Source organism: Streptomyces caeni, from assembly GCF_042678285.1.
In the GTDB taxonomy this organism is placed as follows: Bacteria; Actinomycetota; Actinomycetes; order Streptomycetales; family Streptomycetaceae; genus Streptomyces; species Streptomyces caeni.
The window spans coordinates 57,527-80,136 of record NZ_JBHUDX010000004.1; the positions used below are offsets into that span (position 1 = coordinate 57,527).

Annotated in this window: 44 protein-coding genes and 1 tRNA gene; all 45 read left to right on the top strand. The window is 72.0% G+C overall.

The window, feature by feature from the left end; all coding sequences use genetic code 11:
* Nucleotides 1-172 (top strand): helix-turn-helix domain-containing protein (locus ACFSL4_RS01435; protein WP_381077712.1); only part of this gene is annotated, 172 nt, incomplete at its 5' end.
* A 118-nt stretch (nt 173-290) separates the two neighbouring features.
* On the top strand, nt 291-491 hold the full coding sequence (locus tag ACFSL4_RS01440; protein ID WP_381077262.1) for a hypothetical protein: 201 nt from the start codon (nt 291-293) through the stop codon (nt 489-491).
* 83 nt (nt 492-574) lie between these two features.
* The gene (locus tag ACFSL4_RS01445; protein ID WP_381077264.1) at nt 575-844 is read left to right on the top strand and encodes a hypothetical protein; all 270 of its coding nucleotides are present in this window, start codon (nt 575-577) and stop codon (nt 842-844) included.
* The gene (locus ACFSL4_RS01450) at nt 837-1,142 is read left to right on the top strand and encodes a hypothetical protein (RefSeq protein WP_381077266.1); all 306 of its coding nucleotides are present in this window, start codon (nt 837-839) and stop codon (nt 1,140-1,142) included. Before ACFSL4_RS01445 ends, ACFSL4_RS01450 begins: the two co-directional genes overlap by 8 nt.
* Nucleotides 1,132-1,803, top strand: a complete 672-nt coding sequence (locus ACFSL4_RS01455; protein WP_381077269.1) for a helix-turn-helix domain-containing protein — start codon at nt 1,132-1,134, stop codon at nt 1,801-1,803. The genes ACFSL4_RS01450 and ACFSL4_RS01455 overlap by 11 nt, the downstream gene beginning before the upstream one ends.
* A complete protein-coding gene (locus ACFSL4_RS01460; protein WP_381077272.1) occupies nt 1,800-2,129 on the top strand; it encodes a hypothetical protein in 330 nt (109 codons plus the stop codon). Before ACFSL4_RS01455 ends, ACFSL4_RS01460 begins: the two co-directional genes overlap by 4 nt.
* A gap of 2 nt (nt 2,130-2,131) precedes the next feature.
* Nucleotides 2,132-2,602: a hypothetical protein gene (locus tag ACFSL4_RS01465; protein WP_381077275.1), complete on the top strand. Its 471-nt coding sequence runs from the start codon at nt 2,132-2,134 to the stop codon at nt 2,600-2,602.
* A gap of 328 nt (nt 2,603-2,930) precedes the next feature.
* Nucleotides 2,931-3,899: an AAA family ATPase gene (locus ACFSL4_RS01470; RefSeq protein ID WP_381077278.1), complete on the top strand. Its 969-nt coding sequence runs from the start codon at nt 2,931-2,933 to the stop codon at nt 3,897-3,899.
* Nucleotides 3,896-4,408, top strand: coding sequence for a RusA family crossover junction endodeoxyribonuclease (locus ACFSL4_RS01475; RefSeq protein ID WP_381077280.1), 513 nt, complete (start codon nt 3,896-3,898; stop codon nt 4,406-4,408). Before ACFSL4_RS01470 ends, ACFSL4_RS01475 begins: the two co-directional genes overlap by 4 nt.
* A complete protein-coding gene (locus ACFSL4_RS01480) occupies nt 4,396-4,905 on the top strand; it encodes a hypothetical protein (RefSeq protein WP_381077283.1) in 510 nt (169 codons plus the stop codon). Before ACFSL4_RS01475 ends, ACFSL4_RS01480 begins: the two co-directional genes overlap by 13 nt.
* A gap of 376 nt (nt 4,906-5,281) precedes the next feature.
* Nucleotides 5,282-5,902, top strand: coding sequence for a hypothetical protein (locus tag ACFSL4_RS01485; protein WP_381077286.1), 621 nt, complete (start codon nt 5,282-5,284; stop codon nt 5,900-5,902).
* Between the two features lie 478 nt (nt 5,903-6,380).
* A complete protein-coding gene (locus tag ACFSL4_RS01490; protein ID WP_381077288.1) occupies nt 6,381-6,797 on the top strand; it encodes a hypothetical protein in 417 nt (138 codons plus the stop codon).
* Between the two features lie 45 nt (nt 6,798-6,842).
* The gene (locus tag ACFSL4_RS01495; protein WP_381077291.1) at nt 6,843-8,120 is read left to right on the top strand and encodes a hypothetical protein; all 1,278 of its coding nucleotides are present in this window, start codon (nt 6,843-6,845) and stop codon (nt 8,118-8,120) included.
* Nucleotides 8,117-8,419: a hypothetical protein gene (locus ACFSL4_RS01500; RefSeq protein WP_381077293.1), complete on the top strand. Its 303-nt coding sequence runs from the start codon at nt 8,117-8,119 to the stop codon at nt 8,417-8,419. The genes ACFSL4_RS01495 and ACFSL4_RS01500 overlap by 4 nt, the downstream gene beginning before the upstream one ends.
* Before the next feature lie 22 nt (nt 8,420-8,441).
* The gene (locus tag ACFSL4_RS01505; RefSeq protein ID WP_381077296.1) at nt 8,442-8,867 is read left to right on the top strand and encodes a hypothetical protein; all 426 of its coding nucleotides are present in this window, start codon (nt 8,442-8,444) and stop codon (nt 8,865-8,867) included.
* Nucleotides 8,864-9,220 carry a hypothetical protein gene (locus tag ACFSL4_RS01510; RefSeq protein ID WP_381077299.1) on the top strand — a complete coding sequence of 119 codons (357 nt, stop codon included), beginning with the start codon at nt 8,864-8,866 and terminating at the stop codon, nt 9,218-9,220. Before ACFSL4_RS01505 ends, ACFSL4_RS01510 begins: the two co-directional genes overlap by 4 nt.
* Nucleotides 9,217-9,477, top strand: a complete 261-nt coding sequence (locus tag ACFSL4_RS01515) for a hypothetical protein (protein ID WP_381077302.1) — start codon at nt 9,217-9,219, stop codon at nt 9,475-9,477. Before ACFSL4_RS01510 ends, ACFSL4_RS01515 begins: the two co-directional genes overlap by 4 nt.
* Nucleotides 9,477-10,664: a DUF5131 family protein gene (locus ACFSL4_RS01520; RefSeq protein ID WP_381077305.1), complete on the top strand. Its 1,188-nt coding sequence runs from the start codon at nt 9,477-9,479 to the stop codon at nt 10,662-10,664. Before ACFSL4_RS01515 ends, ACFSL4_RS01520 begins: the two co-directional genes overlap by 1 nt.
* Nucleotides 10,661-10,900, top strand: coding sequence for a hypothetical protein (locus ACFSL4_RS01525; protein ID WP_381077307.1), 240 nt, complete (start codon nt 10,661-10,663; stop codon nt 10,898-10,900). The genes ACFSL4_RS01520 and ACFSL4_RS01525 overlap by 4 nt, the downstream gene beginning before the upstream one ends.
* Nucleotides 10,897-11,406 carry a hypothetical protein gene (locus ACFSL4_RS01530; protein ID WP_381077309.1) on the top strand — a complete coding sequence of 170 codons (510 nt, stop codon included), beginning with the start codon at nt 10,897-10,899 and terminating at the stop codon, nt 11,404-11,406. The genes ACFSL4_RS01525 and ACFSL4_RS01530 overlap by 4 nt, the downstream gene beginning before the upstream one ends.
* Nucleotides 11,407-11,483: 77 nt before the next feature.
* Nucleotides 11,484-12,236 (top strand): VWA domain-containing protein, encoded by a 753-nt coding sequence (locus ACFSL4_RS01535; RefSeq protein ID WP_381077311.1) that lies wholly within the window; start codon nt 11,484-11,486, stop codon nt 12,234-12,236.
* Nucleotides 12,237-12,364: 128 nt separating this feature from the next.
* The gene (locus tag ACFSL4_RS01540) at nt 12,365-12,709 is read left to right on the top strand and encodes an HU family DNA-binding protein (RefSeq protein WP_381077313.1); all 345 of its coding nucleotides are present in this window, start codon (nt 12,365-12,367) and stop codon (nt 12,707-12,709) included.
* 3 nt (nt 12,710-12,712) lie between these two features.
* A complete protein-coding gene (locus ACFSL4_RS01545) occupies nt 12,713-13,189 on the top strand; it encodes a WhiB family transcriptional regulator (protein ID WP_381077316.1) in 477 nt (158 codons plus the stop codon).
* Complete coding sequence (locus ACFSL4_RS01550; RefSeq protein ID WP_381077318.1) at nt 13,186-13,671, top strand: helix-turn-helix domain-containing protein; 486 nt, start codon at nt 13,186-13,188, stop codon at nt 13,669-13,671. The genes ACFSL4_RS01545 and ACFSL4_RS01550 overlap by 4 nt, the downstream gene beginning before the upstream one ends.
* A 2-nt stretch (nt 13,672-13,673) precedes the next feature.
* On the top strand, nt 13,674-13,970 hold the full coding sequence (locus tag ACFSL4_RS01555; protein ID WP_381077320.1) for a hypothetical protein: 297 nt from the start codon (nt 13,674-13,676) through the stop codon (nt 13,968-13,970).
* A gap of 11 nt (nt 13,971-13,981) precedes the next feature.
* On the top strand, nt 13,982-14,224 hold the full coding sequence (locus tag ACFSL4_RS01560) for a hypothetical protein (protein ID WP_381077323.1): 243 nt from the start codon (nt 13,982-13,984) through the stop codon (nt 14,222-14,224).
* Nucleotides 14,221-14,433, top strand: coding sequence for a hypothetical protein (locus tag ACFSL4_RS01565; RefSeq protein ID WP_381077325.1), 213 nt, complete (start codon nt 14,221-14,223; stop codon nt 14,431-14,433). Before ACFSL4_RS01560 ends, ACFSL4_RS01565 begins: the two co-directional genes overlap by 4 nt.
* Nucleotides 14,430-15,746, top strand: coding sequence for a hypothetical protein (locus ACFSL4_RS01570; RefSeq protein ID WP_381077328.1), 1,317 nt, complete (start codon nt 14,430-14,432; stop codon nt 15,744-15,746). The genes ACFSL4_RS01565 and ACFSL4_RS01570 overlap by 4 nt, the downstream gene beginning before the upstream one ends.
* Nucleotides 15,743-15,868 (top strand): hypothetical protein, encoded by a 126-nt coding sequence (locus tag ACFSL4_RS01575; RefSeq protein WP_381077330.1) that lies wholly within the window; start codon nt 15,743-15,745, stop codon nt 15,866-15,868. The genes ACFSL4_RS01570 and ACFSL4_RS01575 overlap by 4 nt, the downstream gene beginning before the upstream one ends.
* A gap of 2 nt (nt 15,869-15,870) precedes the next feature.
* Nucleotides 15,871-16,137 carry a hypothetical protein gene (locus ACFSL4_RS01580; protein ID WP_381077332.1) on the top strand — a complete coding sequence of 89 codons (267 nt, stop codon included), beginning with the start codon at nt 15,871-15,873 and terminating at the stop codon, nt 16,135-16,137.
* Nucleotides 16,134-16,355, top strand: a complete 222-nt coding sequence (locus ACFSL4_RS01585) for a hypothetical protein (protein ID WP_381077335.1) — start codon at nt 16,134-16,136, stop codon at nt 16,353-16,355. The genes ACFSL4_RS01580 and ACFSL4_RS01585 overlap by 4 nt, the downstream gene beginning before the upstream one ends.
* Nucleotides 16,355-16,735, top strand: coding sequence for a hypothetical protein (locus tag ACFSL4_RS01590; protein WP_381077337.1), 381 nt, complete (start codon nt 16,355-16,357; stop codon nt 16,733-16,735). The genes ACFSL4_RS01585 and ACFSL4_RS01590 overlap by 1 nt, the downstream gene beginning before the upstream one ends.
* Nucleotides 16,732-16,923: a hypothetical protein gene (locus ACFSL4_RS01595; RefSeq protein ID WP_381077340.1), complete on the top strand. Its 192-nt coding sequence runs from the start codon at nt 16,732-16,734 to the stop codon at nt 16,921-16,923. The genes ACFSL4_RS01590 and ACFSL4_RS01595 overlap by 4 nt, the downstream gene beginning before the upstream one ends.
* Nucleotides 16,910-17,479: a DUF7341 domain-containing protein gene (locus tag ACFSL4_RS01600; RefSeq protein WP_381077343.1), complete on the top strand. Its 570-nt coding sequence runs from the start codon at nt 16,910-16,912 to the stop codon at nt 17,477-17,479. The genes ACFSL4_RS01595 and ACFSL4_RS01600 overlap by 14 nt, the downstream gene beginning before the upstream one ends.
* Before the next feature lie 169 nt (nt 17,480-17,648).
* Nucleotides 17,649-17,909, top strand: a complete 261-nt coding sequence (locus tag ACFSL4_RS01605) for a hypothetical protein (protein ID WP_381077345.1) — start codon at nt 17,649-17,651, stop codon at nt 17,907-17,909.
* 24 nt (nt 17,910-17,933) lie between these two features.
* The gene (locus tag ACFSL4_RS01610) at nt 17,934-19,142 is read left to right on the top strand and encodes a DUF932 domain-containing protein (protein WP_381077348.1); all 1,209 of its coding nucleotides are present in this window, start codon (nt 17,934-17,936) and stop codon (nt 19,140-19,142) included.
* Between the two features lie 106 nt (nt 19,143-19,248).
* Nucleotides 19,249-19,321, top strand: a tRNA-Ile gene (locus tag ACFSL4_RS01615).
* A 32-nt stretch (nt 19,322-19,353) separates the two neighbouring features.
* A complete protein-coding gene (locus tag ACFSL4_RS01620) occupies nt 19,354-19,854 on the top strand; it encodes a hypothetical protein (RefSeq protein WP_381077351.1) in 501 nt (166 codons plus the stop codon).
* 94 nt (nt 19,855-19,948) lie between these two features.
* Nucleotides 19,949-20,323: a hypothetical protein gene (locus ACFSL4_RS01625; protein ID WP_381077353.1), complete on the top strand. Its 375-nt coding sequence runs from the start codon at nt 19,949-19,951 to the stop codon at nt 20,321-20,323.
* Between the two features lie 5 nt (nt 20,324-20,328).
* Nucleotides 20,329-20,556, top strand: a complete 228-nt coding sequence (locus tag ACFSL4_RS01630) for a hypothetical protein (protein WP_381077356.1) — start codon at nt 20,329-20,331, stop codon at nt 20,554-20,556.
* Nucleotides 20,556-20,915: a hypothetical protein gene (locus tag ACFSL4_RS01635; RefSeq protein WP_381077358.1), complete on the top strand. Its 360-nt coding sequence runs from the start codon at nt 20,556-20,558 to the stop codon at nt 20,913-20,915. The genes ACFSL4_RS01630 and ACFSL4_RS01635 overlap by 1 nt, the downstream gene beginning before the upstream one ends.
* The gene (locus tag ACFSL4_RS01640) at nt 20,912-21,475 is read left to right on the top strand and encodes a hypothetical protein (protein WP_381077360.1); all 564 of its coding nucleotides are present in this window, start codon (nt 20,912-20,914) and stop codon (nt 21,473-21,475) included. The genes ACFSL4_RS01635 and ACFSL4_RS01640 overlap by 4 nt, the downstream gene beginning before the upstream one ends.
* A complete protein-coding gene (locus ACFSL4_RS01645; protein ID WP_381077363.1) occupies nt 21,472-21,846 on the top strand; it encodes a hypothetical protein in 375 nt (124 codons plus the stop codon). Before ACFSL4_RS01640 ends, ACFSL4_RS01645 begins: the two co-directional genes overlap by 4 nt.
* On the top strand, nt 21,846-22,112 hold the full coding sequence (locus tag ACFSL4_RS01650; protein ID WP_381077365.1) for a hypothetical protein: 267 nt from the start codon (nt 21,846-21,848) through the stop codon (nt 22,110-22,112). The genes ACFSL4_RS01645 and ACFSL4_RS01650 overlap by 1 nt, the downstream gene beginning before the upstream one ends.
* A complete protein-coding gene (locus ACFSL4_RS01655; protein ID WP_381077367.1) occupies nt 22,109-22,609 on the top strand; it encodes a hypothetical protein in 501 nt (166 codons plus the stop codon). The genes ACFSL4_RS01650 and ACFSL4_RS01655 overlap by 4 nt, the downstream gene beginning before the upstream one ends.
* The last annotated feature ends 1 nt before the right edge of the window (nt 22,610 follow it).

Genomic DNA, 22,610 nt, shown 5'->3' on the forward strand with positions numbered 1-22,610 from the left:
CAGAAAAGCTGGGGTCAGCCTGAGTCAGCTGTCCGACTGCGAGAACGGCCGCGTGGGCTTCTCCCCGAAGAACCTCAAGGCGATCGCCGACGTCCTCGGCTGCGCCGTGCACGACCTCCTGCTCCCCGAGGAAGACAAGGCCGGCGCCCAGCCGGGCCGGAGCGTGGCCTGATGCGCGCCCGCATCGACGCCGTATGCCGGTGGGTGTGCGACTGCGGCCACCGCAACCCGCTCTGGCGGGCCCAGTGCCGCGCCTGCGGAGCCGACCGCAAGTTCGGGGCGAGCACGTCATGAGCGGCGGCGAGACCCGCGAGGTCACCCTCCAGATCCGTCCCGGCGAGGACCTCGGCGCCTTCATCCGCCGAGTCGCCGCCAGCGCACCCCCGGCGCCCCCCGAGGTCATCGACCGGCTGCGGACCCTGCTCCCGATCGACACCCCGGCACCCGGCGGGCGCACGGCGCCCCGGCAGCCCGTCCGCGCCGCCGCCTGAACGCACTGAGGGCCCGCCGGCAGCACCCGACGAGCCCTCGGACCCACCCGACCAAGTCGCTTTGAGAGACGAGGTGGACCCTGATGCGAACCAGCTTCGCACACGTCCCCCGCACGAATGGCGGGAAGAGCGCCATCGAGGTGGAGCGCGACGACCTCCGCGACCTCCTGGCCGCCGTCCGCGACGCCCTCGACCTGCCGCCCGGCCACCGGCGCCCGGCCCTGCTCGACGGCCGCGTCCTGCTGGTCCTCGGCACCCTCCGCGACGTCCGCGACGGCAAGGCCGCCTTCATCCCGTACGAGACCGACCTGCTGCGCCGCAAGGTCGCCGAGGACGGTGGTCCCAGTGCATGAGCCGCTCTCCGACGAGTACCTGAAGAAGACCCAGCAGATCATCCTCCACCTGCCGAAAGGGCCCTGGAAGGTCGAGCCCAGCGAGCACGGTCTGCCCGACCAGGTCGGCCCGATCTGCTTCCTGGAGACCTGGGTCGACAGCGAGCGCGTGCCCGTCGTCGAGTTCATCGCCTTCGCCCGCGACGCGATACCCGCCTTCTACGGGGAGACCGCCCGCCAGCGCGACCGGATCCGCGCCCTGGAGCGCCGGGTGCGCGAGCTGGAGGACGCCAGGGACGGTGCCAGCCATGGCCGGTGACCTGACCTTCCCGTGGGCGCGCCGGTACGACGCCGACCAGCTCGCCGCGTTCATCGAGGACCTGTGGGGCGCCGCCTCCGGCGACAACGACCTCGCCACCCTCGACGCCATCGAGCAGGCCATCGCCGAGCACCGTCCGTGCGGCAGCGACAGCACGCTGAAGTGCCCGCTCACCGAGCGCGAAGTGCAGGTGCTGACGCTGCTCGTCAACGGCGGCACGTACGAGAGCACCGCGACGCGGCTCGGCATCGCCCCTCACACCGTGCGCAGCCACTGCCACAAGATCATTGACCGGCTCGGTGCGAGGGACAGGACGCATGCGGCGGCGATCGCCGCGCACTTCGGCTGGCTGCCCGGCCTGGACATCGCACAGGTCCGGGAGCGCGTCCACCGCAAGTCGCCCCAGCAGTGGCAGGAGATTCACCGCGAGCGCGCGGCAGCAATGCGCGCCCAGCCCGGAACGAGCGTCGACATCGGCCCCTACACGTCGAACTCCGGCGCGGCCAACGTCGCCCGCGGCATCCAGGACGGACGGCTCGACGCCTACCAGCCCGTCGGCGCCTTCACCGCCCAGGCGACCCACACCGGCCCCGGCCGGTGGGTCGTCCGAGCCCACTACATCGGCACGCCCACCAGCGATCCCGAGGAAGTCACGGCATGAGCATCGACACCCCTACACGGCAGCTCGACTACCGGCCCACGGCCCGCATCGACACCAGCGACGCCATCGCGTCGCTGCTGGAGATGATGGCCAAGCCGTGGCCGGAGTATCAGCCGGTCCTCCACGCCGTCTACGGCACGTACGGCGTGGTCCGCGACGACAGCCCGCCGAACATCCCCTACACCTTCGACGGCAAGCCGGGCCGCGTGTGCATCGGCCCCGGCGGCGAACCCTGGGTGTCCGTCGCGTGGAACCCCTCCGGGGCTCTCCCGCTGCGCGCCTGGGTGCCCGCCAGCCTGCTCAAGACCACCGGCCGGCGGTGGTGAGCATGCGGCACGCGATCATCTCGCCGGACGGCGCACTCACCCACCACGACGGCGAACTCGACTGGGACACGCTCATCGGACCCGAGGGCAAGGCGCGCATCAACCTGCCCGGCCTCGCCGTCGCCGCATGGGTCAACGACGTCGGCCTGCTCTACCCGAAGCGGTACCCGCGCAACATCGTCGGCTCGTGCGTGCTCGCCACGCTCGGCGCCGCCGTGCAGCCCTACGCCGGGCCGGTCGTGTTCACCGGCTGGAACCCGGCCAACACGCCGCTGGGCCTGCTGGAGATCGAGTCACTGCCGCAGCCGATCGAGCACCTCGACACCGTGCACGGCGCCGTCCTGAAGGCGCTCGACGGCCAGACCCCGCGCGACTTCACGCCCAGCTGGGCCGAGACGATGCGCGAGATCGCCGAGCACGCCCGCACCGCGCCCACCCCCGGCATCACCGTGCGGACGGTGACGCTGCGATGAAGACCACCCGCTCAGCGTTCACGTCACCTGATGCCGGTTCTCGTGCGCCCGGCGCGGGAGCGAAGGCGGGCGAGGGGCCGCTCCGTACCAACGCCCCCGCGACCCCGCCTGCGCTGAGCGGGTCCCCGACCGCCCGTGCGGCGTTCACGTCATCCGCCGCCGTAAGGAGCGGCGCCGCGGAAGCGAAGGGGGGCGAGGGGAGTCCCGCTGCTTGTGCCGCCCCGAAGACCCCGCCTGCGCCGCACGGGCACCCGGCCGGGCCGGAGACGGGTGACAGCGTCTCCGCCCCGGCCCCCACCACCGAGCAACACCCCGCCCTGGAGTTCCGATGAGCACCCCCGAACTGAAGACCCGCCAGCCCAGCGGCAAGCCCTCGTGGCCGATGATCCTGCTCGCCGGCGCCGAGAAGACCGGCAAGACGTATGCGGCCGCCGCGCTCTCCGCGAGCGACCTCGTCGACCGCACCTTCTGGATCGAAGTCGGCGAAGGCTCCGCCGACCTGTATGGCGCGCTGCCAGGCGCCCGGTACGAGATCGTCGAACACGACGGCTCGTTCAACAACCTCGGCCTCATGACCCGGCTGGCCACCGAGCAGCCCGTCGAGAAGAAGCCGCACGCCCTGGTCGTCGACTCCATGACCGCGGTGTGGGACATGCTGGCAGACGAGCAGCAGCTCATCGCCAACCAGCGGGCCGCGCGCAAGGGCCGCGGCGGCAGCGGTGACGCCACGATCACGATGGATCAGTGGAACGCGGCGAAGAAGCGGTGGAACCGGCTGCTGGACGTGCTGCGGAAGCACAACGGACCCGTCATCCTCATCGCCCGCCTGGAGCAGGTCGCGGTTGTCGGCCCCGACGGGAAGCCGACCACGGACAAGACGTGGAAGATCCGCGCCGAGAAGAACCTGCCGTTCGAGGTCGAGGCCGTTGTCGAGATGCCGCGGCCCCGCGAAGCGTACCTGACTGGTGTCCGCTCGCTGCGGCTTGAGGTGCCGCCCGGCGCCCACGTCCCCTACTCGGACTTCACCCTCGACGGGCTGCTGCGCGACATGGGGCTGGGCGAGCTGGAGACGTCGCCGCGCGCCTATGTGGCGACTGACGCGGAGGCGTACGTCGCTTCGCTCGCTGGTCCCGAGCACGAGCAGTTGCGCCGCGACGCCCAGGCGTCGAGTGGCCCGGTGCAGCGTTCGCGGCCGAAGCAGCCGCAGAGCGACGAGTGGTCGACGGCGGCCCCGGCCGCGCAGCCCGGCTCCGGCGTCCGCGAGGACGGCCCGGCCGACGGGGGGCCGGAGCAGTGAGCCAGGGCACCGTGACGGTGACGGTGTACGGCATCCCGGTCGGGCAGGGCAACATCCGCTACAACCGGGCCGGCCGCGGCTACCACGCGAACGCGGCCGACCTCCAGCCCTGGCGGGACGCGGTGTGCGCCGCCGCCTGCCGGGCGACCGGTCGGCACATGTTCGCCGCGACCCCGGGCCGAACGAAGCAGTGCGCGCTGTGCAAGACGCCGCGTACGAGTCACGGCCTGTACCTCGGCCCGGTCGGCCTCGCCGTCACCGTCACGGTGCCCAAGCCCGACTCGGCGCCCAGGCCGCGCGCGTGGCCGGTCACCCGCTCCTCCCATGACTGGGACCACCACGCCCGCGCCATCAGTGACGCGCTGACCGGGGTGCTGTTCGCCGATGACTCCCAGATCGTCGAAGGCCGCATCCGCAAGACCTACCCCGACGAGCACCCCGAGGCCCTCGGACGTCCGGGAGCCGTGATCCGCATCTGGCCCGAAGGAGAAGCGCAGTGCCAACCCTGAAGTTCGAACCCAAGGTCAGCGCGTCGGCGCAGGAGGCTTTGGAGCCGTACGTGCGCCCGCTGTACGACCGGCCCGGCCTGCGGCTGATGTTCATCGGGGAGCTGACCACGACCGAGCGCACTGAGCCGTCGCCGGGTTCGGAGAAGACGCCCGCGGTCAAGGTCCGTATCACCTCCTTGGAGATCCCGAACCAGGACCAGGAGGGCTTCGTACGGGAGGCGCAGCGGGCCCTGTTCTTGCAGCGCACCGCCCGGGGCACCTTGGACGATGCGACCGGGCAGCTGGAGCTTTCGCCGGACACGCTGCGCCTGGTGGCCGGGCAGCTGCACGCGATGGAGGTCGCGCGGCTGCGGGCTGCGCTGGAGCACTGGGCCGGGTACGCGCGCCGCGCCACGCATGCGACCGGCCTGGTCACCTCCGAGATCTTGCACGAATTGGCCACTGTCGCCGACGGATTGACGGCCGCGCTCACCGGCGCGCGCCCGGACGACGACTGACGAGGCAGGCAGGTCCCGGCTCGGCAAGCCAGGCACGGCGCGGCATGGCGCGGCAGGTCCCGGCTGGGCGGGGCCCGGCATGGCTTGGCAGGCGCGGCGAGGCAAGGACGTCAAGGCACGGCTTGGCTCGGCTTGGCAGGCGCCGCGAGGCGGGTCGTGGCTGGTCACGGCAAGGCAAGGCCCCGCACGGCATGGCAGGCAGGGCATGGCGTGGTCCGGTCAGGCGCGGCTTGGCCCGGCATGGCGTGGCAGGCGCGGAAGGGCGTGGCTGGGCTCGGCGAGGCAAGGCAAGGCGTGGCTCGGCAGGTCGGGGCGTGGCAGGCATGGCGCGGACAACTGAACAGCCCATCACCAACTCAAGGAAGGACGGCCCGAGATGGCCGACGCAGCAATCCAGATCGACAAGATCGGCACCGAGACGATCCGGGTCCCGATCATCGGGACGATGCCGCTGATCGTCCACAACTTCAGCGAGAAGTCGAAGCGGCAGATGCTCGACGCGCAGCAGGGCCGCAAGTCCCTCAAGCAGGTGCGCGACCCGAAGGCCGAGTACGAGGCCGCGTTCTACCGCACGAAGGACGGCTACGGGTTCCCCGTCACCGCCTTCAAGGCCGCCACTGTCGGAGCTGCCCGGTTCTACGGCAAGGACGTCCGCATGACCGAGCTGCGCCAGTTCCTCTTCATGCACGGCGAGATCTCGCCCAACGACCCGCAGGCCCTGGTGGAGATCGAGGGGACGCCGCGCATGCGAGAGGACGTCGTCCGGCTCGGCGGCCCATCGCGGTCAGCGGACCTGCGGTACCGGCCGGAGTTCCCGGATTGGTCCACGGCGCTCGTCGTCACCTACGTCACCTCGTCGCTGTCCCGTTCTTCGGTGCTGTCGCTGATCGACGCCGGCGGTCTCGGGATCGGCGTGGGCGAGTGGCGGCCGGAGAAGCGGGGCGAGTTCGGCACCTACAAGATCGACCCCGCCCGAGACGTCGAAGTCCTCCCGTGACCACAGCTCGCGGCAGGCGCGGCGAGGTCTGGCGAGGCGTGGCCTGGCACGGCCGGGCGGGGCGGGTTCTGGCAGGGCGCGGCTCGGCAGGCCAGGCACGGCATGGCCAGGCACGGCTCGGCGAGGTTCGGCGCGGCACGTCAGGCCCGGCAAGGCGTGGTGGGGCTAGGCAGCGCTGGTCAGGGCCTGGCAGGGCGTGGCAGGCATGGCATGGCCTGGCTCGGCGCGGCGGGGCTCGGCAGGTCCCGGCTAGGCGCGGCTCGGCAGCCAAGGCAGGGCACGGCGTGGCTTGGCCCGGTGTGGTCCGGCGTGGCGGGGTGCGGCAGACAGGGCAGGGACCGGCGCGGCAGGGCTAGGCGCGGCACGGCCTGGCGCGGCTCGGCAGCCAAGGCAGGGCACGGCGTGGCAAGGCACGGCAGGTCCCGGCTCGGCGCGGCATGGCAAGGCATGGCAGGCAGGAACGGAAGGAGAGGAACTGATGGATCTTCGTAGCGAGTTGCAGTCGATCTACGACCAGCACAAGAAGCTGACGCCCGCCCTCGTGGTGGACGCCGCACGGGACGAACAGCACCCGCTGCACTCTCGGTTCGAGTGGAACGACGCCGTGGCCGGGGAGGCGTGGCGCCGCCAGCAGGCGCACGAGCTCATCCGGTCCGTGCGGGTCGTGTACCGCGAGGCCGACGAGGCAAACCCGGAGAAGTCCGTGCGTGCCTTCCATGCCGTGCGCAAGGAGAACGGCCACGTCTACGAGCCGGTGGACAAGGTCGCTGCCGACGACTTCACCCGGCGCCTGGTGCTCGCCGACATGGAGCGCGAGTGGAAGGCCCTGCATCGCCGCTACCAGGACTTCGAGGAGTTCACGGCCATGGTGCGCCGAGACCTCAACGCCGCCTGACGCAGCCCTGGCCCAACCCAGCAATCCCGGAGAGGAGGTGACCCTATGCAACGCGTTCGCGTGCCGTTGCGTGTGATCGTCGGCCACTACGCCGATGCCACGGTATCCGTCTACGTGAAGATCAGTGCCTTGAACCGGCGCGAGACCGGCTGCGAGGCGAGGGTCACCTACATCTCCAATTTGCTCGGCCTGGCGCAGTCGACGGTCGAGGCGGCGCTGACGGAGTTGATGCGGCCCGCGCCGGACGACGACGTGGTGGAGCTGACGAGCCGGCAGCGCACGAAGCCGGGCGGCGACGGGGAGTCGGCAGTGCGCCGCGTCCGCGTCACCGACTGGCGGCGTGAGCACGGAGCCTGGGTGCCGTCGCGCGCCGCCGAGGCCCTGTCTCCGCGCCAACTCCGCTGCTACGCCGCGCTCAGCTACGCCACGGCGACCGGCGTGCACATCACCCTGGCCGAATTGGCGCGCGTCCTGCGCCACCGGTCCGGCGAAAGCGCCGGCCAGCCCCTCGACGTGCGCTCCGTGCGGCGGATCCTGCGGGAGCTGGAGCGCCTCGGCTGGATCACCGTGCAGAAGCGGTCCGGGTACCGGGGCCGCAACCTCTACATCTGCCACGACGAGCCCACCCACCAGGTCCTGACAGAGGACATTGGAGATGGGGTGGGTCCGGATCTTGGAGATGGGTCCCTCGCGTCTAAGGAAGACCAGCAGATTGACTCACCGGAGGAACCGCCGGCCGGTGGTTCCATCCGCCGTAGGCGAGTGCAGGTAGTAGCGCGTGGCCCTGTGGACAATCCTCCGCTGCCCGCCGCGCTTCGCCGCCCGTACGCCGGGCCTGAGCTGAGTCTCGCTCCGCGGATCTGGCGAGTCCTCGAACCCATCAGGCCGCTGCTGCCGGGCCTGTCGCCGTACGTGGTGCGCGAGGTGGCGCGAGAGATCGGCCGCCAGCTCGACCAGGGTCAGGAGCCCGAACGGGTGCGCGCCCGCCTGGAGTTCCGGTTCGCCTCGACGCAGGAGATCCGCGACCCGGGCCGCTGGCTGCTCGGCGCCGCGGTGGTCCGCCACGGCTGCGGCCTGGCCGCCTGCGAGTCCGGCCGGATCTGGCACACCGGCGCCCGCTGCGAGGTCTGCGCCGAGCAGCGCGCGACCCGCGGGCACAGACCCCCGGCCGCCCCGCCCGGTCCCCGACGTCCTGCCTACCCACGCCCGCCCGGCCGCTGGCACGAGTGCGACGCCTGCGGCGCCCCGTCCCGCCGGCCGCTCCCCGACGGCCTGTGCCGTCCCTGCCGACCGGCCACCGACCGGCTGAGGGGGCCGGGATGACCGACCTGCCGCGGCCCGCCACCGGCCAACTGCTCGCCCTGGCCGCCGCCTCCCGGCCGGACTGGTCGATCGACCAGCTGCGCGACGTCCTCGCGCAGGCCCGCAACGAAGGCACGACCTGGGGCCGCGTCCTGGTCGCCGTCGCCCAGCTCATCGCCGACCCGCAGGCCGAACCCCCGGACCTGCTCGCTGCCCGCCCCGAGCCGTGGCGCCACCGCCGGCGCCCGGCCGGGCCCGACACCTACCAGCGCGGGGCCGCCGCCGTACGCGCGGCCCTGCACCCCACCCACACCGACTGAACCCTGAAGGGAGGCGATGGCGATGACCGCCACGCTGCACATCGCCCGTCGCACCACCCCGCACCACAACCCGTTGGCCGCGTTCACCGGATGGCTGACCGGCCGCCTGCGCCGCCGCCCGCTCCCCGCCGCCACGCCCGACGTGACGGCCCTGGACCTTGAGGCGCTGCGCCTGTCGCTGCCGCTGGACGACCCGGACCGGCACCTGCTGGAGAACCCGGCCGTCGAGGACGCGTTCGCGCACCTGGCCGTCGACCACCCGGCGGAGGTGACCGTCTCCTGCATGCGGGCCGCCGACCGTGAGGAGCTGCTGCTGGCCGCCTGCGACGCCTGGTTCCACCACGTCCACCCAGCCCCTGAACACCGCTGGAGCCCCGAGGTGCGGGCCGAACACGCGCTGCTGCTCGCCTCCGTCCGCGCCTGCTTCCCTCCCGGCGGTGTGGCATGAGCGCCCACACCAGCGTTGAGTATGTGCTCGACGAGTCCCGGCGCCGCGCGTTGAGCGACGACCTGCGCCGCATGACCGGCTACCTGCTCGCCGAGGTCCGCGTCACCCGCACCCAGTGGCAGGACGGCCCGCGCTGGGTCGTGCTCGCCCTCGCCGTCGACGAGCAGCCGCCGTTCGGGCACCGGGAGATTCCCCTTGTCGAAGGTGACAACCACCGGCAGATCGCCGGACTGCTCCAGGCCGCGTTCCCCGCCGCCGACTGGGACCGCGCCCAGGACTACCACGTCACCGACGGCATCCTGCGCGAGCACCTCGTACGGCTGCCCGCGAGCCTGCGAGGTGACGCCCTGTGAGCCGCCTCAAGGCCCGCCCCAGGCCCGACCATCAGCACGCCGCCCAGCAGGCCCGGCAGATGCCCGGACAGTGGGTGCTCGCCGGGACCTACCAGAGCAGGGCCAGCGCCGTGGCCGCGGCCTTCCAGGTCCGCACCGGTGAGCGCGTCCCCGCGTACCGGCCCGCTGGGACCTACGAGGGCCGGCCTGAAGTCACCCAGGACGGCGCCGACCTGTGGGTGCGCTACCTCGGCCAGCCGGAAGAGGTGTCGGCGTGATGACCACGAAGATCGAGTGGACCAACCGCACCTGGAACCCGGTCACCGGCTGCACGAAGGTCTCGCCGGGGTGCGACAACTGCTACGCCGAGACGTTCGCCGAGCGCTGGCGCGGCACCGCCGGCCACGCGTACGAGAACGGCTTCGACGTCCAGCTCCGCCCCGAGCGGCTCATCAGGCCCGTGAAGTGGCGTAAGCCGTTGCGGATCTTCGTCAACAGCATGTCGGATCTCTTCCTCGACGCCGTGCCGGACGACTTCATCGCCCAGGCGTTCGCGGTGATGGCCGCCACGCCGCAGCACACGTACCAGGTGCTGACGAAGCGGCACGGCCGCATGCGGTCCCTGCTGCGCTCGGACGACTTCCGGCGGCGCGCGAAGGAGTACTACGCCGGGCTGAAGCTGAAGGGGCTGATCCCTGACCGCCCGCTGGTCATCAACGTGTGGCCGCTACCGAACGTGTGGCTGGGCGTCAGCGTGGAGAACCAGCAGTGGGCCAACATCCGCATCCCGGCGCTGCTGGAGACCCCGGCTGCCGTCCGCTTCCTGTCCTGCGAGCCGCTGCTGGGGCCGGTCGACCTCAGCCGCTGGCTGCGCCCCGTCCCCGACTGCGGGCACGTCACCCCAGAGGACGGCACCTGCCGGCACCCGGACGCCTTCACGCCCGAATGCCACCGCTGGGCCGACTGCCCCGCCCGGCGGCGGCCGGAGGACTGGCACGGCCTGGACTGGGTCATCGTCGGCGGCGAATCCGGGCCGCGGGCCCGACCCATGCACCCCGACTGGGCGCGGCAGATCCGTGACGGCTGCGACGTCGTGGGGGTGCCGTTCTTCTTCAAGCAGCACGGCGAGTGGGCGCCTCTCGGCCCGCTGTACGGCGACCTGGAAGAGACCGACGAGGGCCACATGGAGGCCGTCGGCCTGGAGGTCGTGGAAGGCAAACGGGTCATCCAGCTCGAATCCGACGGCTACATCGCCGAAGGCCACCAGCCGGGCGACTCCCGCACATGGCTGATGGCGCGCGTCGGCAAGAGGCGTGCCGGCCGGGAGCTGGACGGGCGTACCCACGACACGTTCCCGCGCGACGACTTCCGCGAGTCGATCGCCTCCGGGCTGACGGAGGACCTCGACGCCTTCTCCCGCTGCCTCGACGCGGCCACCAACGACACCACCCGGAGGACCTCGTGAGGACTCCCAGCTTCATACGCCGCTGGCGCACCCGGCTCAGCGACGCCCAGACCAACAGGCTGCGCGTTCAGCTGGCCAAGGAGCGCGACCGCATCCACCGCCTGGAGCAGCGTCTCGCCGACCTCCAGGCCGCGAACGAGGGCGCCTACCACGCGCTGTCCATCGCGAACGGCAACGCCTGCCTCAAGGCCGGCTGCTCGCTGTGCGCGGCCGCGCGGAAGGCGGGGATCGCGTGATCGCGTACGTGTTCCTCGGCGGCGGTTGCACCGGTGTCGGCCTGCTGATCGCCGCCGTCCGCTACGGGCGCAGCGCGGCCGACATCGCCCGCCGCATCGTCGACGACGGCGGCGCCCGCCGCATCACCGCCCGACAGCTGCGCCACGAACTCCGGCTCGCCCGCCACGAACTGGCCGGGGCCGGCGAGTACATCACCCGCCTGAAGCAGGACCGGCGGGAGCTGTCCGGCGCACTGGAGCACGCCCACGGCCGGACCGACGACCTGACCGCCCAGCTGGAGAAGGCCGCGCGGCAGATCGCCGAGCTCGACGAGCAGCTGCGCGACGCCGACCAGCTCCGCGAGGCGAACGCGGCGCTGACGGCGCGGCTGGCGAACGTGACCGCGATCCGGCCTCTGGCGCCCGCGCAGCCGCTCATAGCCCCGGCAACGCCTCGGCCCGGATCAGTGGTTCTGCCGCTGCCCCAGGCGCCGTTCGCCCACAGCCCGGCCGCCGAGCCGAGCTGACCGAAGACCCGCCCGCCGCCGCGGATGACACCGGCCCCGGCGGCGGGCGGCACCACCACCGCAAGGAGAACCACCCCATGCTCTTCCGTAAGAAGCCCGACCAGACCGCCTCGGCCGCACCCGCCGCCATGCCCGTACCTGCGCTGACGGGCGTCCCATCCGGGCTCGTCTCGCTCGCCAAGACCGCGGCCGTGTCGCTGGAGAAGCGGGGCCTGACCGGACAGCGCGCCGCCGTGTACCTCGTCGTCGACCGCTCGTACTCGATGAAGGACTACTTCAGGAACGGCAGCGTGCAGCACCTCGCGGACCAGGCCCTCGGCCTGTCCGTGAACCTGGACGACGACGGCACAGTGCCGCTGGTCATGTTCGACAGCCAGCCGTACCCGCTCGTCGAGATCAGCCTCGACCAGTACGAGGGCGTCGTCGCACAGCAGCACCAGATGCACGGCGGCGAACTCACCATGGGCGGCACCCGCTACACGGTCGCGATGCAGGCGGTCATCGAGCACTACCTGAATGCCGAGACCGCGGACCCGGCGCTGGTCGTCTTCCAGACCGACGGCGACCCGCAGGACAAGGACGCGGCCCGCCTCCAGCTCGCCCAGGCGTCCAAGCTGCCGATCTTCTGGAGCTTCCTCGGCTTCGGCCACTCCCGCGTGCGATTCCTGGAGCAGCTCGACACGCTCGGCGGCCGTCTCGTCGACAACGCCTCCTACTTCCATGCCGGAGCCCGGCCGACGCGCCTGCCCGACGCCGATCTGTACGACGGCATCACCCACGAGTTCGGCACCTGGCTGGCCGCGGCCCGTGCCAAGGACCTCCTGCGATGAACGACGTGCCCGTCTGCCCGTTCTGTCACCGCGTCTGCTGCGTCTGCGGCTGATCCGCCTCACTGACCCGGCGCGGGGCTGTGACGGCCCCGCGCCCGTACCTGGAGCACCTGTTGAAGAAGAAGCCCATGCCCATCACCGAACGCCTGACCACGACCACGCTGATCGACGTCGTGGCCGCCGACCTCGGCATCCCCACGGACCAGGCGCGCGCCGCCGTAACGGCCACCTTCGACGCAATCGCGCGCGCCACCGCCAGTGGCCACGATGTGGCCGTCACCAACTTCGGCACCTGGATCTCGTACCGCACGAAGCAGCGCAAGGCCCGCGACCCGCGTAACGGGGAGCAGGTCATGGTGGCCGCCCACCAGAAGGTCCGCTTCCGCGTGTCCCCGCACCTCGCCGACGCCGTACGCCGCCGCGACCGCAAGGCCAGCGTCCGCAAGGCGCCCTCGGGCCGCGCCGCGAGGTGACCCATGGGCAACTACACCGGATCCGTTCCCGACACCGCGGGCCGCCCCCTGGACTGGATGGAGCGAGCGGCCTGCACGGACAAGCGGACGATCTTCGACGACCCGAAGCGTGAGCACGAGGCGCGCACCATCTGCGTGGCCCACTGCCCCGTCCGCACCCAGTGCCTCGCCTACACCAAGGAGTCCGAGCGCGGCCTGCACCGCGACCAGCGGGATGGTGTCGCCGCCGGGCTCACCTACGACGAGCGGCACCGCCTCGACGACACGGCGGCCCACCGTGCGGACGATGCCGCGCCGATCCGCCTCGACGGCACGGAGCGCTGCGGCACCCACGTTGCCCTGCTGCGCCACCTGTGGCTCGACGAGCCGATCGACTCCAAGTGCTGGAGCGGCGAGGTCTACCGCCACCACAGCAACCGCGGGTGGCGGCAGCGCACCGGCTACGAGCCCGACCCCGACCGGCTGCCGGAGGCGTCATGAAGATCCGCGCCGACATCGCCGCACTGCTGCGCGCCGGGATGCCGGAGAGTCACATCGCCGCACAGTTGCACGTCTCGCCCAGGACGGTGCGGGCCACCCGCCGGGCCCTGGGCCTGCCCGCACCGAAGCGGGGAGGGGCCCCGGTCACGTACGCCTCGGTCGAGGACGCCTTCCGCGCCAACACCGCGCCGGTCGACGGCGGGCACGTGCGCTGGACGGGATACACGGACAGCGTCAGCGGGCTCCCGGTGCTCTGCTACCGCGGGCGCCGGCAGACAGCCCCGCGGGTCGCGTTCACCAGCCACCACGGGCGCGAGCCCGTCGGCAAGGTCCGGCGCACCTGCGAGTACGAGGGCTGCATCGCGGGCGCCCACCTCGCCGACCGGCTCATCCGGGAGGCCAACCAACGCGCCGACGCCGCATACCCCGGGATCTTCGGCGGCCTGCCCGCTGACCACGACGAATCTACGCAAGGAACCTGACCGTGTCCGTTCTCTCTGCCCTCGCCCTCGGCCTGGTCGTCAGCGCCATAACCGGGGTGATCACCAAGCGCCTGCGCTTCCACCAGGGCGACGGCCTCATGGCGATCGCGTTCGCCCTGTGGGGCCTGAACGACCTGCGCGGCGGCCGCTCCTTCTGGGCCCTGTTCGACGCGGCCTGCTGCGCCTTCTACGCCTACGGCTGGTGGCACGGCGGTGGTGGCGACGGCACCCGCCGACGTCTGCGCCGGCTGCGCCGCCGCTTCCAGGGCGTCCGCCGCACCGCACCCGCCACCACCTGAAAGGCACGCTCGTGTCCACGCTCAGCATCATCGCCATCGCCGTGGCCCTGCTCGCCGTCGTCGGTCTCTGCCTCGGCCTGGCCGACTCCTGGTTCTGCGGCCTGCTCGCCCTCTCCTGCTTGCTCGGCGCCGCCGACGCCGCCTACCGCGAACTCCGGCTGTGGGCGCTGGCTTTCCTGACCGTCGGCACCCTGCTCGCCGGGGCCGGCCTGCACGCCGCGTACGCCGCCGGCCGCGAGCGGAGGCAGCCGTGACACCGATCCAGGTCTTCACCGTCGCCGTGATCGGCGCCTTCGCCGCGGTGCTCAGCCTCATCGTGGTCGCCGCCCTGGCCGCCGCCGTCTACACCGCCGCCTCCCACCTCATCGCAGTCCGCGAGGCACACCGCGAGCGGCGCCGCGACCTCAAGACCTGCCGGGCCATCCACGCACTCGGCACCACCGACCGACAGGAACAGAAGTGATCGAACCATCCATAGACGCCCGTCTGTTCGTGCTCCAGCGGGACCGCGACGTGACTGGCGTGAGTGGCCCCGGGCCCGTTGCCGACGGCGTGCAGTGGCCGGACGGCACCGTCGTCCTCCGCCGGCGGGAACGCCCGTCCACCTCCGTCTGGGACAGCCTCGACCTGATGCTGTCCGTCCACGGCCACGACGGCGCCACGCGCGTCGTCTGGCTCGACGAGGCCCGGCCGGGCCGCAAGATCCTCGCCGACGGTGTGGCCCGCGCATACGCCCTCGCCGACCGGTGGGAGGCCGCCCACGGCACGTCGATGTTCCTCGTGCGGGCCGCCGGCGCCGAACTGCGCGACGTTCTCGACGGCGAATCCGGACCCGGCGAGGAGCAGCCCGCGCCCGTCGACTGGGAGGCGATCGCCCGGCAGCGCGAGCGGGAGCTGAAGACGGTGGGCGAGGCCCGGCACCGCGCCGAGGTCGAGCGGGACCAGCTTCGCGCAGGCGAGGAGCCCGGCTGGGATCCGCTCACACCCACCCCCGGCCAGTGGATCGCCCGCTGGAACCGCGCTTCCGCCGAGGAGCGCCTCGACGTGGCCAAGCGGGTCATCGAGAACGCGGCGAAGGCGAGCGAGTGCTTCCTGATGAACCACGAGAAGCGCCTCGACGAGGACCGCAAGGTGTGGGTGGCGCTGACCCAGGTGCGGGACGAAGTCGACCGGTGGAAGCGGAACACGCTGGAGCCGCAGACGATGCGTGCCCTCAGCGACATCGGCCGCGCGCTGGACGGGCCGGGGCCAGAGGAGACGGACATCACCCTGGACACCCGAGCGGACAATTCCGGGCCCACAATCCCGAACTACCAGGTAAACGAGGGTGAGTCGGCGGACATCCCGGCGGACAGCCGAGGCGGTATCCGCGGGCTGCTGGAGCACGTGGGCATCGATACCCGCAGCCGGGACATCACTGTCGCTGGTCGCGTTGTCGACGCCGCCGGCCCGGAGCCGGTCGGCCTCGTCAAGATCGATGGTGTCCTCGCCGAGGGGAAAGCCGACGCCGCCCGTGAAGCCCTGCGGCAGATGGACGCCGACCCGCACGGCCTCAAGGCTGGCATGGTCGTCAAGGCGTACACGGACCACGGCCGGCAGAAGTGGGTGTTCCGCTGCTGGGGCACCGACACCTGCGACGGGTTCCTCTCCCTCGACCATTCCAGCCAGCAGTCGGCCGAGCGGGCGCGGGACCGGCATCTGGCAGAGGCGCATCCGGAAGCGGCGGCGGAGCACAGCCACGCCACCGAGTCGCGACAGGACGGGGCCCGCCCATGACTCTCGCCCTGCACATCGCCGCCGCGTGGATCGCCGCCAGCATCCTCCTGGCCGCCGTCCTCGCCCGCGCCGCCCACGCCCTCAACCGGCACCGGCGCCACCCGAACACCAAGGAGGGCTGACCATGGCGCAACGCATCAAGGCCACCGCGGTGGAGGACTTCCTCCGCTGCCAGGGCCACGAGTTCAGCGAGTTCGAGGGCGGCGACTGGGACCCGGACGTACGCGTCGCCCAGGCCGGACGCCGCATGGTCACCGTGTTCTGGGACGGGCCCGGCGAGGCCGACCAACTCACCGCCATCACCACCGAACTGCGGGAGGCCGGGTACCACGTCGTCGCCACCCAGCAGGACCGTAGCGGCCGCCGGCGCCTGGAGGTGACCCGGCCGTGAGCGAGGCACGTCGCCCGTACGACCACACCCTGCACGCCATCAACGAACTGAACGAGCAGGTGTCCGCCATCACCACGTGGCCCACCGGCCAGCCGCGCCCCCTGGACGGCCGCATGTCCGCGACCGTCCTCCAGGTTCGCGGCCAGCTCGCCATCGCCAGCGCTCTACTCGCCGTCGCCGACGCCATCCGTGAGCGGCAGAACGAAGGAACCACCTGATGCAACCCGCCTTCACCCGCGGCTTCCGCCTGCACCACAACGGCCGCATCATCCACGGCGCCGAGTTCCCGGGCGGCGAGGTCATCGTCGCTGACGATCCTCAGTATGGACTCGGTACGGCTGCCTTGTCCCTCGGCGAACTGTTGAAGGGCTATCAGGGCGCCCGCGTCGAGTGGCCCGGCGACCAACTGGTGCCCACGGCGCTCTTCCTGGAGCTGGTCAACATCGTGGCGAACGCCAGGCGCGACCGGCCCTTCCCCGAGGCCGAAGTCCGCGCCGTCATCGGCCAGCTCACCAAGTACCTCGGCTACGACGTCGCCGAACGCGCCGCCGAGCAGGAAGCAGCGCGCGCCCTCGCACGAGGGGAGACGCACCTGTGACCGGCCCCCACCTCCCGCCCGGACCGGCGCTGCTGTTCATCGGTGCCGATGACGGCCTCGTGCACACCATCCACCTTGTCGACCGTGTGCCCGTGCGCGACCCCCGTGATCGAGCCCTCTGCCGCGCTCTGCTCCAGCATGCCCTCACCCTCGTCGACCAGGCGGAGGCCGCCGATGCAGAGTCTTGACGGCCTGGTGGCCGACCTGGTGGACCGCTGGACCGGCGACGAGGACCATCCCGGAGACGGCGGCCCCGGGCTCATGCATCGCCTCGACCAGCTTGCCCTGCGTACCGCCCAGCCCAGGGAGGCCGGCGGGCACGCCATGCCCGGCTCCCGTCCGCCGGCTTCTCTGGACGCCGTGCACTGGGCGACCGCGATCAAGGCGCAGGCGCGGGTTCTCGACGTGGAGTTGCGGGGATCGCGGCACATGCAGCGCTGGGACCGCGCGTTGAAGGCGCTGCCCGCGGGCGCGGAGGCGACGGGCCGGGTCGGGGAGGTGACGTCGACGGTGGGCCGCTGGCACTCGACCGTGCGCACGATCCTCGGCCTTCAGGCGCCGTCGCGGCTGATGCGGGGTGTGCGCTGCCTGGTGTGCGGCGAGGCGACGATCCACTGCCGTCCGGACGACGACCGGCCGCGCGCCTGGTGTGTGAACGCGGAGTGCGCCGACGGGGAGACGGGCCGCCCGGCCCGGTATGAGGGGGCGCGGTTGTACCTGCTCACGGAGTACCGGGCGTCGTGAGGGGGGCGGGCGGGGGCTGATCCAACAGCTTCGCGGGTGACGGGAGTTGTCGAAGAAAGTACGACATGAGCCTTGTGGTGAGTCGTACTTTCTCGTACTCTGTTTTACAGGGGTTGGGGATTCCGGCCCCCGCCAGCACCGTCGCGCGCTCGCCCGTGAGGAGGCCGCCATGCCCGCACCCGACCCCGTCGCGAAGGCCGCGTACGACGCGCTCGCCGCCGAGTACGAGCAGGTGAGCCCGCTCGTGGCAGCGTGCCGCCGCCACGACGCGCGCGACCGGGCCCGCACGCAGTTGGCGTACGCGCGCCGCCTGTTCCGGATCGCCGCCTTCCAGGCCCCCGCCGAGGGCGAGACGCACGAGGGCTTCGACCGCTCGCTTGACGCGATCCGCCACCACCTCGCCGCCGCCCGCCGCGAGATCACCGCCTGAACCGATCGCCCCGAGGGGGACACCGTGAGCATCACCACCGACGTCAACACCGCCTTCGCCGCCGAGAAGACCCGTCAGATCGAGGCCGCCCGCAGCCGCGAGCAGGCGTTCCGCGCCCGCATCGATCGGGGCGAGATCCGCATGATCAGCCCGGACCGGTACGAGGTCCTCACCGGCTGGGACCGGGGCGAGACGTTCACCGTCTCCCGCAACGCGCAGGGCGAGATCGACGGCATCATCGCCGCCCACGGGCTCGACGAGCGCGCGGACGGCACGATCGCCCTGTACGCGTCGTCCCCCGCGTGGCACGGCCTCGGCCAGATCATCCCCGGCGGCACCACCGACATCGACGAGGTGCTCACCAAGGGCGGCCTCGACTTCACCGTCACCACCGTCCCCGCCCTCTACCGGTGGGGCGGGGAACTGCGCGAGCACCCTGACCAGTTCCACACGGTCCGCGAGGACACCGGCGCCCCGCTCGGCGTCGTCGGCCGCCGCTATCAGCCCATCCAGAACCGCACCGGATTCGAGTTCCTGCAAGAGCTGGTGGGCCGGTACGACGTCGTGTGGGAGTCCGCCGGAGTCATCCGGGGCGGGCGCCGGGTGTTCATCTCCATCCGCCTGCCTCAGACCGTCACCGTCGACGCCGACGGCATCAACGACCTGATCGTCCCCTACGTGGCCGTCATGAACGACCACTCCGGCAACGGCCAGTTCGCATGCGTCGTCACCCCCTGGCGCCCGGTGTGCGCCAACACCGAACGCTTCGCCGTCCGCGACGCCGTCACCCGCTGGGCCGTGCGCCACACCGCCGGGGCCACCGACCAGATCAAGGAAGCCCGCCGCACCCTCGGCCTGTCCGTGAACTACTTCGACCGGTTCGCCGCCGAGGAGACCGCCCTCGCCCGCACGGACCTCGCCGTCGCCGACTTCCACCAGGTCATCGCCGACCTGTGGCCGCTGGACGACGACGCCACCGACACGAAGAAGACCAACTTCGCGGCCCGGCTCGACGCCCTCGACGACACCTTCCGCACCGAGGCCGAGCGCGTCGGCCGCACCGCCTACGCCGCCGAACGCGCCATCACCGGCTACCTCGACCACCTCGCCCCCCGCCGCCCCGCCCGGAGCATGACCGAGGAGATCGCCCGCGCCACGGCCGCCCTGGAAGGCGCCGACGACGACATCAAGACGAAGGCCCACCGGCGGCTCCTGCTGCTCACCCGGGCCTGACCAGACCGGCGGCCGGGTCCACTTCCCCCGGCCCGGCCGCCACCAAGGGCCGCCCCCCGCCCCAGCCCCCCCTCACCGGGGCGCGGCCCGCACAACTCAACACCGACACGCTGTAGCTCAGTTGGCAGAGCGCGGATCTTATAAGTCCTGGGTCGTGGGTTCGAGTCCCACCAGCGTGACTCCGCAAGACCCAACCCCGAAGGAGCCCGCCGTGGGCTACGACATGTACATCGAGAACACCCCCGAGGGCGAGGCCGCCCCGGACGGCGACACCTCGTACTTCCGCCTGAACATCTGGGGCATGTCCCGCTACCGGGAGATCATGCACCAGCTCGGCATGGTCGCCGTGGACTACCAGCAGCCGAACTTCCCGGAGCTGCCCGACGGCATCGACTGGGAAGACGTGTCGGCCGTCCGCTATCCCGAGGGCCAGCAGCCGGTCAAGCCGGAGGCCGTCACCTTCGCCAAGACGATCGACGAGCATCTGGCCTGGCACCCCGACCCGCCGTTCGGGATCGCCCTGCACAAGTTCGGCAGCAACGACGGCTGGTTGGTCACCCCGCAGGAGATCGCCGCCGCCCTGGAGGCGTACCGCACCCACAGCGGCGACGAGGTGAAGGTGATCGTCGGCGCGGAGGGACTGGACTACTGGCTCAAGTGGATCGCCTACCTGGAGCGCGCCCAGCACCGCGGCGGCTTCCGCGTCCACTGACCCACTGACCGCCCGGCGGCCGGACGCGCGACCTGCGCTCAGCGCACAGACTCGCTTCCCGCCGCCGGGCCCCAACCACCCTCGGGAGTACCCCATGACGACACCCGGCCGGACCGCCTCGCAGGCCGGCGACCTCATCCGCCAGTTCAACCACGACACGATCACCACCGGCGACGGCTGGCAGTACCCGCCGAACGCCTACGACGCGATCGGCTCCCTCGCCTACCTGGTGCGGATGCTGCCGCAAGCCATCGAGCAGACCATCCGGCCCGTGCAGCGCACCCACGAGCAGGGCCGCGTCACCGTCGACGGCGGTGGCGACCCCATGGCCGCCGTCGCCGAGCTGCGCGGCGCTGTGGCCCAGGCCGTCACCCTCGCGCAGCACCTCAGCGCGGCCGTGGACCACATGCACTCCGCCGCCTCCCCGCTCGGCCTCGACACCCGCGGCCTGCCCGAATTCGAGGGCTGAGCGCGGTGGCGAACCCGAAGCGGGAGCGCGCCATCACCGCGGCGGGCAACTCGGCCGCGGCGAAGTGGCGGCGCGCCCGGTTCCGCGACAACCGCGAGCCGTCGACCCGCGAGGCCCCGCTGTTCGACCGGGAGACACGCCGCTGCTGGTGCGGCGTGCCCTGGCCGCACAACTGGCCCGGCAAGGACGACGGCGCACCCCACCCACGAGAGACCCCGAAGGAGAACCACTGATGGTCGTCATCATCAACCCCGGCTCCGGTCCGGTCCCCGAGGCCACCGAGGCGAACGCGACGGCCAACACGGCCGTGTTCGTCCTCGACCTGGGGGCCAGAGGGCTCGCCGTCGCAGACGCAGCCCGCCGCCCGGAAGCCGACTACGGCGACGGCCGGTACGCCTTCATGCTCACCATGGCGGACGGACGCACCATCGAGATCCAGATGCCCGGCCTGCCCGTCGACCAGGTGCGCTACGTCGACTCGGAGCGCCAGGACATCTGGGACTTCCCGCGCCTGTACGTCGATGGCGGCTCCTGGGTCTGGAAGTTCGCGCTGGACGTGTGCGAGCCCGACGACGAGGACGACGACCGATGACCACTCGCCCCCTGCTGCTGCTCGACGTGGACGGTCCGCTGAACCCGTTCGACGCGCCTCCGCACCGCCGCCCCGCCGGGTACGAGACGCACCGGCTCAAGCCGGACACCTGGATCGCCCAGCACCACGGTGTCCCGAAGCGCCTGGTGAAACCGCTGAGGGTCTGGCTCAACCCGGCGCACGGGCCCGCACTGCTGAAGCTGCCGTACGAGCTGGTGTGGGCCACGACGTGGGAGCACGACGCCAACGACTGGATCGGCTGGCGCATCGGCCTGCCCCGGAATCAGAACCTGCCGGTCATCGAGTTCGACAGCCAGTTCGTCCGGCGGTCGGACGGCACGTACGTGAAGACGTGGACGGTCGTCGAGTACGCCGCGGGCCGGCCGTTCGCCTGGGTCGACGATCAGATTTCCGACATCGACCGCGACTACGTCGCCCAACACCACCCGGGCCCCGCCCTTCTGCACTGGGTCGACCCGCGTAAGGGCCTGACCGACGACGACTTCACCCAGCTTGCCGACTGGGCTGCCCGGCTCGACACCGAAGGACCTGTCCGATGACCGACCTTGATGCCCTGCTCGGCCTGTGCGCGCAGGCCGACGCCGACCTCCGTAAGAGGCAGCGGAACGCCGAACTCGAAGCCCAGGCCGACGCCGTGAAGGCCGCCACCGCGTGCGCCGAACGCGTTCTCGGCCCGCAGGCCGCCGCCGTCCTCGGCGAGTGGGCGCCCGTCGAGATGATGGACGACGACACGCTGCAGGCGTTCGTGCAGATCACCCCGAACGCCTACCTGCGGTGCACCGCGCACATCGAGGACGGCACCTGGCTGGAGCTGATCTCGCACTGCCCGCACTGCGGCCACTGCCGCCAGGAACGCGTCGGCTCGCTGGAAACGCTGGCCGTCGCGATGAGCAACGCGGGGGCGCGCTGATGGCCTTCGACCCGAGCGACTACTGCCCCAACCCGAAGTGCGGCGGCAGCGCGGATGCCTGCGGCTGCCCCGCCGACCACAACACCCAGGACTTGATGGGCTGCCCGCACTGCAACGGCCTGTGGTACCGCTCGCACGGCAGCATGTCCACGACCTGCCTGCACCCGCAGTGCGGCCGGGACGGCTCGGTCGTCACACGGGCCGCGAAGTACGCGCCGGCCTTCGACGCGGACGGCAAGCCCCTCGAAGGCGGTGAGCCCTGGTGAGCGCCCGCGACAAGCTGACGCCGGAGCAGCGGGCCACGCTCGCCGAGCAGCTCGGCGATGCCCTGCCCGCACGGAACTCCCTGCTCATGTCCTTCGGCAAGTCGGTCCAGGACCGCCGCGACCACGACCACACCACGCAGCGCGAGGACTGGTACTGCCTCAACCTCGCCGCGTACATGGGAGAGCGCGCGGCCCCGGTATTGCGCCGGCTGCTCGACGCGGAGACCGAGATCGACGGGCTACGGGCTCGGGTCGCCGAGCTGGAGGCCGAGCTGCGTATAGGTCCGCCCTGGAAGTGCCCGGTGTGCAGCAAGGAGAACCGGCGTGACGTCTGCATGATCTGCGAGACCTACCGCCCCGAGCCCGACAACGAGGCGGAACAGGAGAAGGACACCAGCGGCGGCTGCCAGCCATCCGAGGGCGAGTCCACTCCCGAGCCGCGCGTTGAGGATGGCGCACTGGCGCGCGCCACCAACCCGGACGGAGCACGCCAGTGAA

What these genes read in the sequence shown, in the direction of transcription:
- ACFSL4_RS01495 (WP_381077291.1), top strand. Translation starts at nt 6,843, where the DNA reads ATGCAACGCGTTCGCGTGCCGTTGCGTGTGATCGTCGGCCACTACGCC.
- ACFSL4_RS01575 (WP_381077330.1), top strand. Translation starts at nt 15,743, where the DNA reads ATGACTCTCGCCCTGCACATCGCCGCCGCGTGGATCGCCGCCAGCATC.
- ACFSL4_RS01545 (WP_381077316.1), top strand. Translation starts at nt 12,713, where the DNA reads ATGGGCAACTACACCGGATCCGTTCCCGACACCGCGGGCCGCCCCCTG.
- ACFSL4_RS01650 (WP_381077365.1), top strand. Translation starts at nt 21,846, where the DNA reads ATGGCCTTCGACCCGAGCGACTACTGCCCCAACCCGAAGTGCGGCGGC.
- ACFSL4_RS01500 (WP_381077293.1), top strand. Translation starts at nt 8,117, where the DNA reads ATGACCGACCTGCCGCGGCCCGCCACCGGCCAACTGCTCGCCCTGGCC.
- ACFSL4_RS01535 (WP_381077311.1), top strand. Translation starts at nt 11,484, where the DNA reads ATGCTCTTCCGTAAGAAGCCCGACCAGACCGCCTCGGCCGCACCCGCC.
- ACFSL4_RS01485 (WP_381077286.1), top strand. Translation starts at nt 5,282, where the DNA reads ATGGCCGACGCAGCAATCCAGATCGACAAGATCGGCACCGAGACGATC.
- ACFSL4_RS01510 (WP_381077299.1), top strand. Translation starts at nt 8,864, where the DNA reads ATGAGCGCCCACACCAGCGTTGAGTATGTGCTCGACGAGTCCCGGCGC.
- ACFSL4_RS01640 (WP_381077360.1), top strand. Translation starts at nt 20,912, where the DNA reads ATGACCACTCGCCCCCTGCTGCTGCTCGACGTGGACGGTCCGCTGAAC.
- ACFSL4_RS01460 (WP_381077272.1), top strand. Translation starts at nt 1,800, where the DNA reads ATGAGCATCGACACCCCTACACGGCAGCTCGACTACCGGCCCACGGCC.
- ACFSL4_RS01605 (WP_381077345.1), top strand. Translation starts at nt 17,649, where the DNA reads ATGCCCGCACCCGACCCCGTCGCGAAGGCCGCGTACGACGCGCTCGCC.
- ACFSL4_RS01520 (WP_381077305.1), top strand. Translation starts at nt 9,477, where the DNA reads ATGACCACGAAGATCGAGTGGACCAACCGCACCTGGAACCCGGTCACC.
- ACFSL4_RS01635 (WP_381077358.1), top strand. Translation starts at nt 20,556, where the DNA reads ATGGTCGTCATCATCAACCCCGGCTCCGGTCCGGTCCCCGAGGCCACC.
- ACFSL4_RS01465 (WP_381077275.1), top strand. Translation starts at nt 2,132, where the DNA reads ATGCGGCACGCGATCATCTCGCCGGACGGCGCACTCACCCACCACGAC.
- ACFSL4_RS01645 (WP_381077363.1), top strand. Translation starts at nt 21,472, where the DNA reads ATGACCGACCTTGATGCCCTGCTCGGCCTGTGCGCGCAGGCCGACGCC.
- ACFSL4_RS01625 (WP_381077353.1), top strand. Translation starts at nt 19,949, where the DNA reads ATGACGACACCCGGCCGGACCGCCTCGCAGGCCGGCGACCTCATCCGC.
- ACFSL4_RS01590 (WP_381077337.1), top strand. Translation starts at nt 16,355, where the DNA reads ATGCAACCCGCCTTCACCCGCGGCTTCCGCCTGCACCACAACGGCCGC.
- ACFSL4_RS01470 (WP_381077278.1), top strand. Translation starts at nt 2,931, where the DNA reads ATGAGCACCCCCGAACTGAAGACCCGCCAGCCCAGCGGCAAGCCCTCG.
- ACFSL4_RS01490 (WP_381077288.1), top strand. Translation starts at nt 6,381, where the DNA reads ATGGATCTTCGTAGCGAGTTGCAGTCGATCTACGACCAGCACAAGAAG.
- ACFSL4_RS01550 (WP_381077318.1), top strand. Translation starts at nt 13,186, where the DNA reads ATGAAGATCCGCGCCGACATCGCCGCACTGCTGCGCGCCGGGATGCCG.
- ACFSL4_RS01455 (WP_381077269.1), top strand. Translation starts at nt 1,132, where the DNA reads ATGGCCGGTGACCTGACCTTCCCGTGGGCGCGCCGGTACGACGCCGAC.
- ACFSL4_RS01580 (WP_381077332.1), top strand. Translation starts at nt 15,871, where the DNA reads ATGGCGCAACGCATCAAGGCCACCGCGGTGGAGGACTTCCTCCGCTGC.
- ACFSL4_RS01540 (WP_381077313.1), top strand. Translation starts at nt 12,365, where the DNA reads ATGCCCATCACCGAACGCCTGACCACGACCACGCTGATCGACGTCGTG.
- ACFSL4_RS01445 (WP_381077264.1), top strand. Translation starts at nt 575, where the DNA reads ATGCGAACCAGCTTCGCACACGTCCCCCGCACGAATGGCGGGAAGAGC.
- ACFSL4_RS01600 (WP_381077343.1), top strand. Translation starts at nt 16,910, where the DNA reads ATGCAGAGTCTTGACGGCCTGGTGGCCGACCTGGTGGACCGCTGGACC.
- ACFSL4_RS01505 (WP_381077296.1), top strand. Translation starts at nt 8,442, where the DNA reads ATGACCGCCACGCTGCACATCGCCCGTCGCACCACCCCGCACCACAAC.
- ACFSL4_RS01440 (WP_381077262.1), top strand. Translation starts at nt 291, where the DNA reads ATGAGCGGCGGCGAGACCCGCGAGGTCACCCTCCAGATCCGTCCCGGC.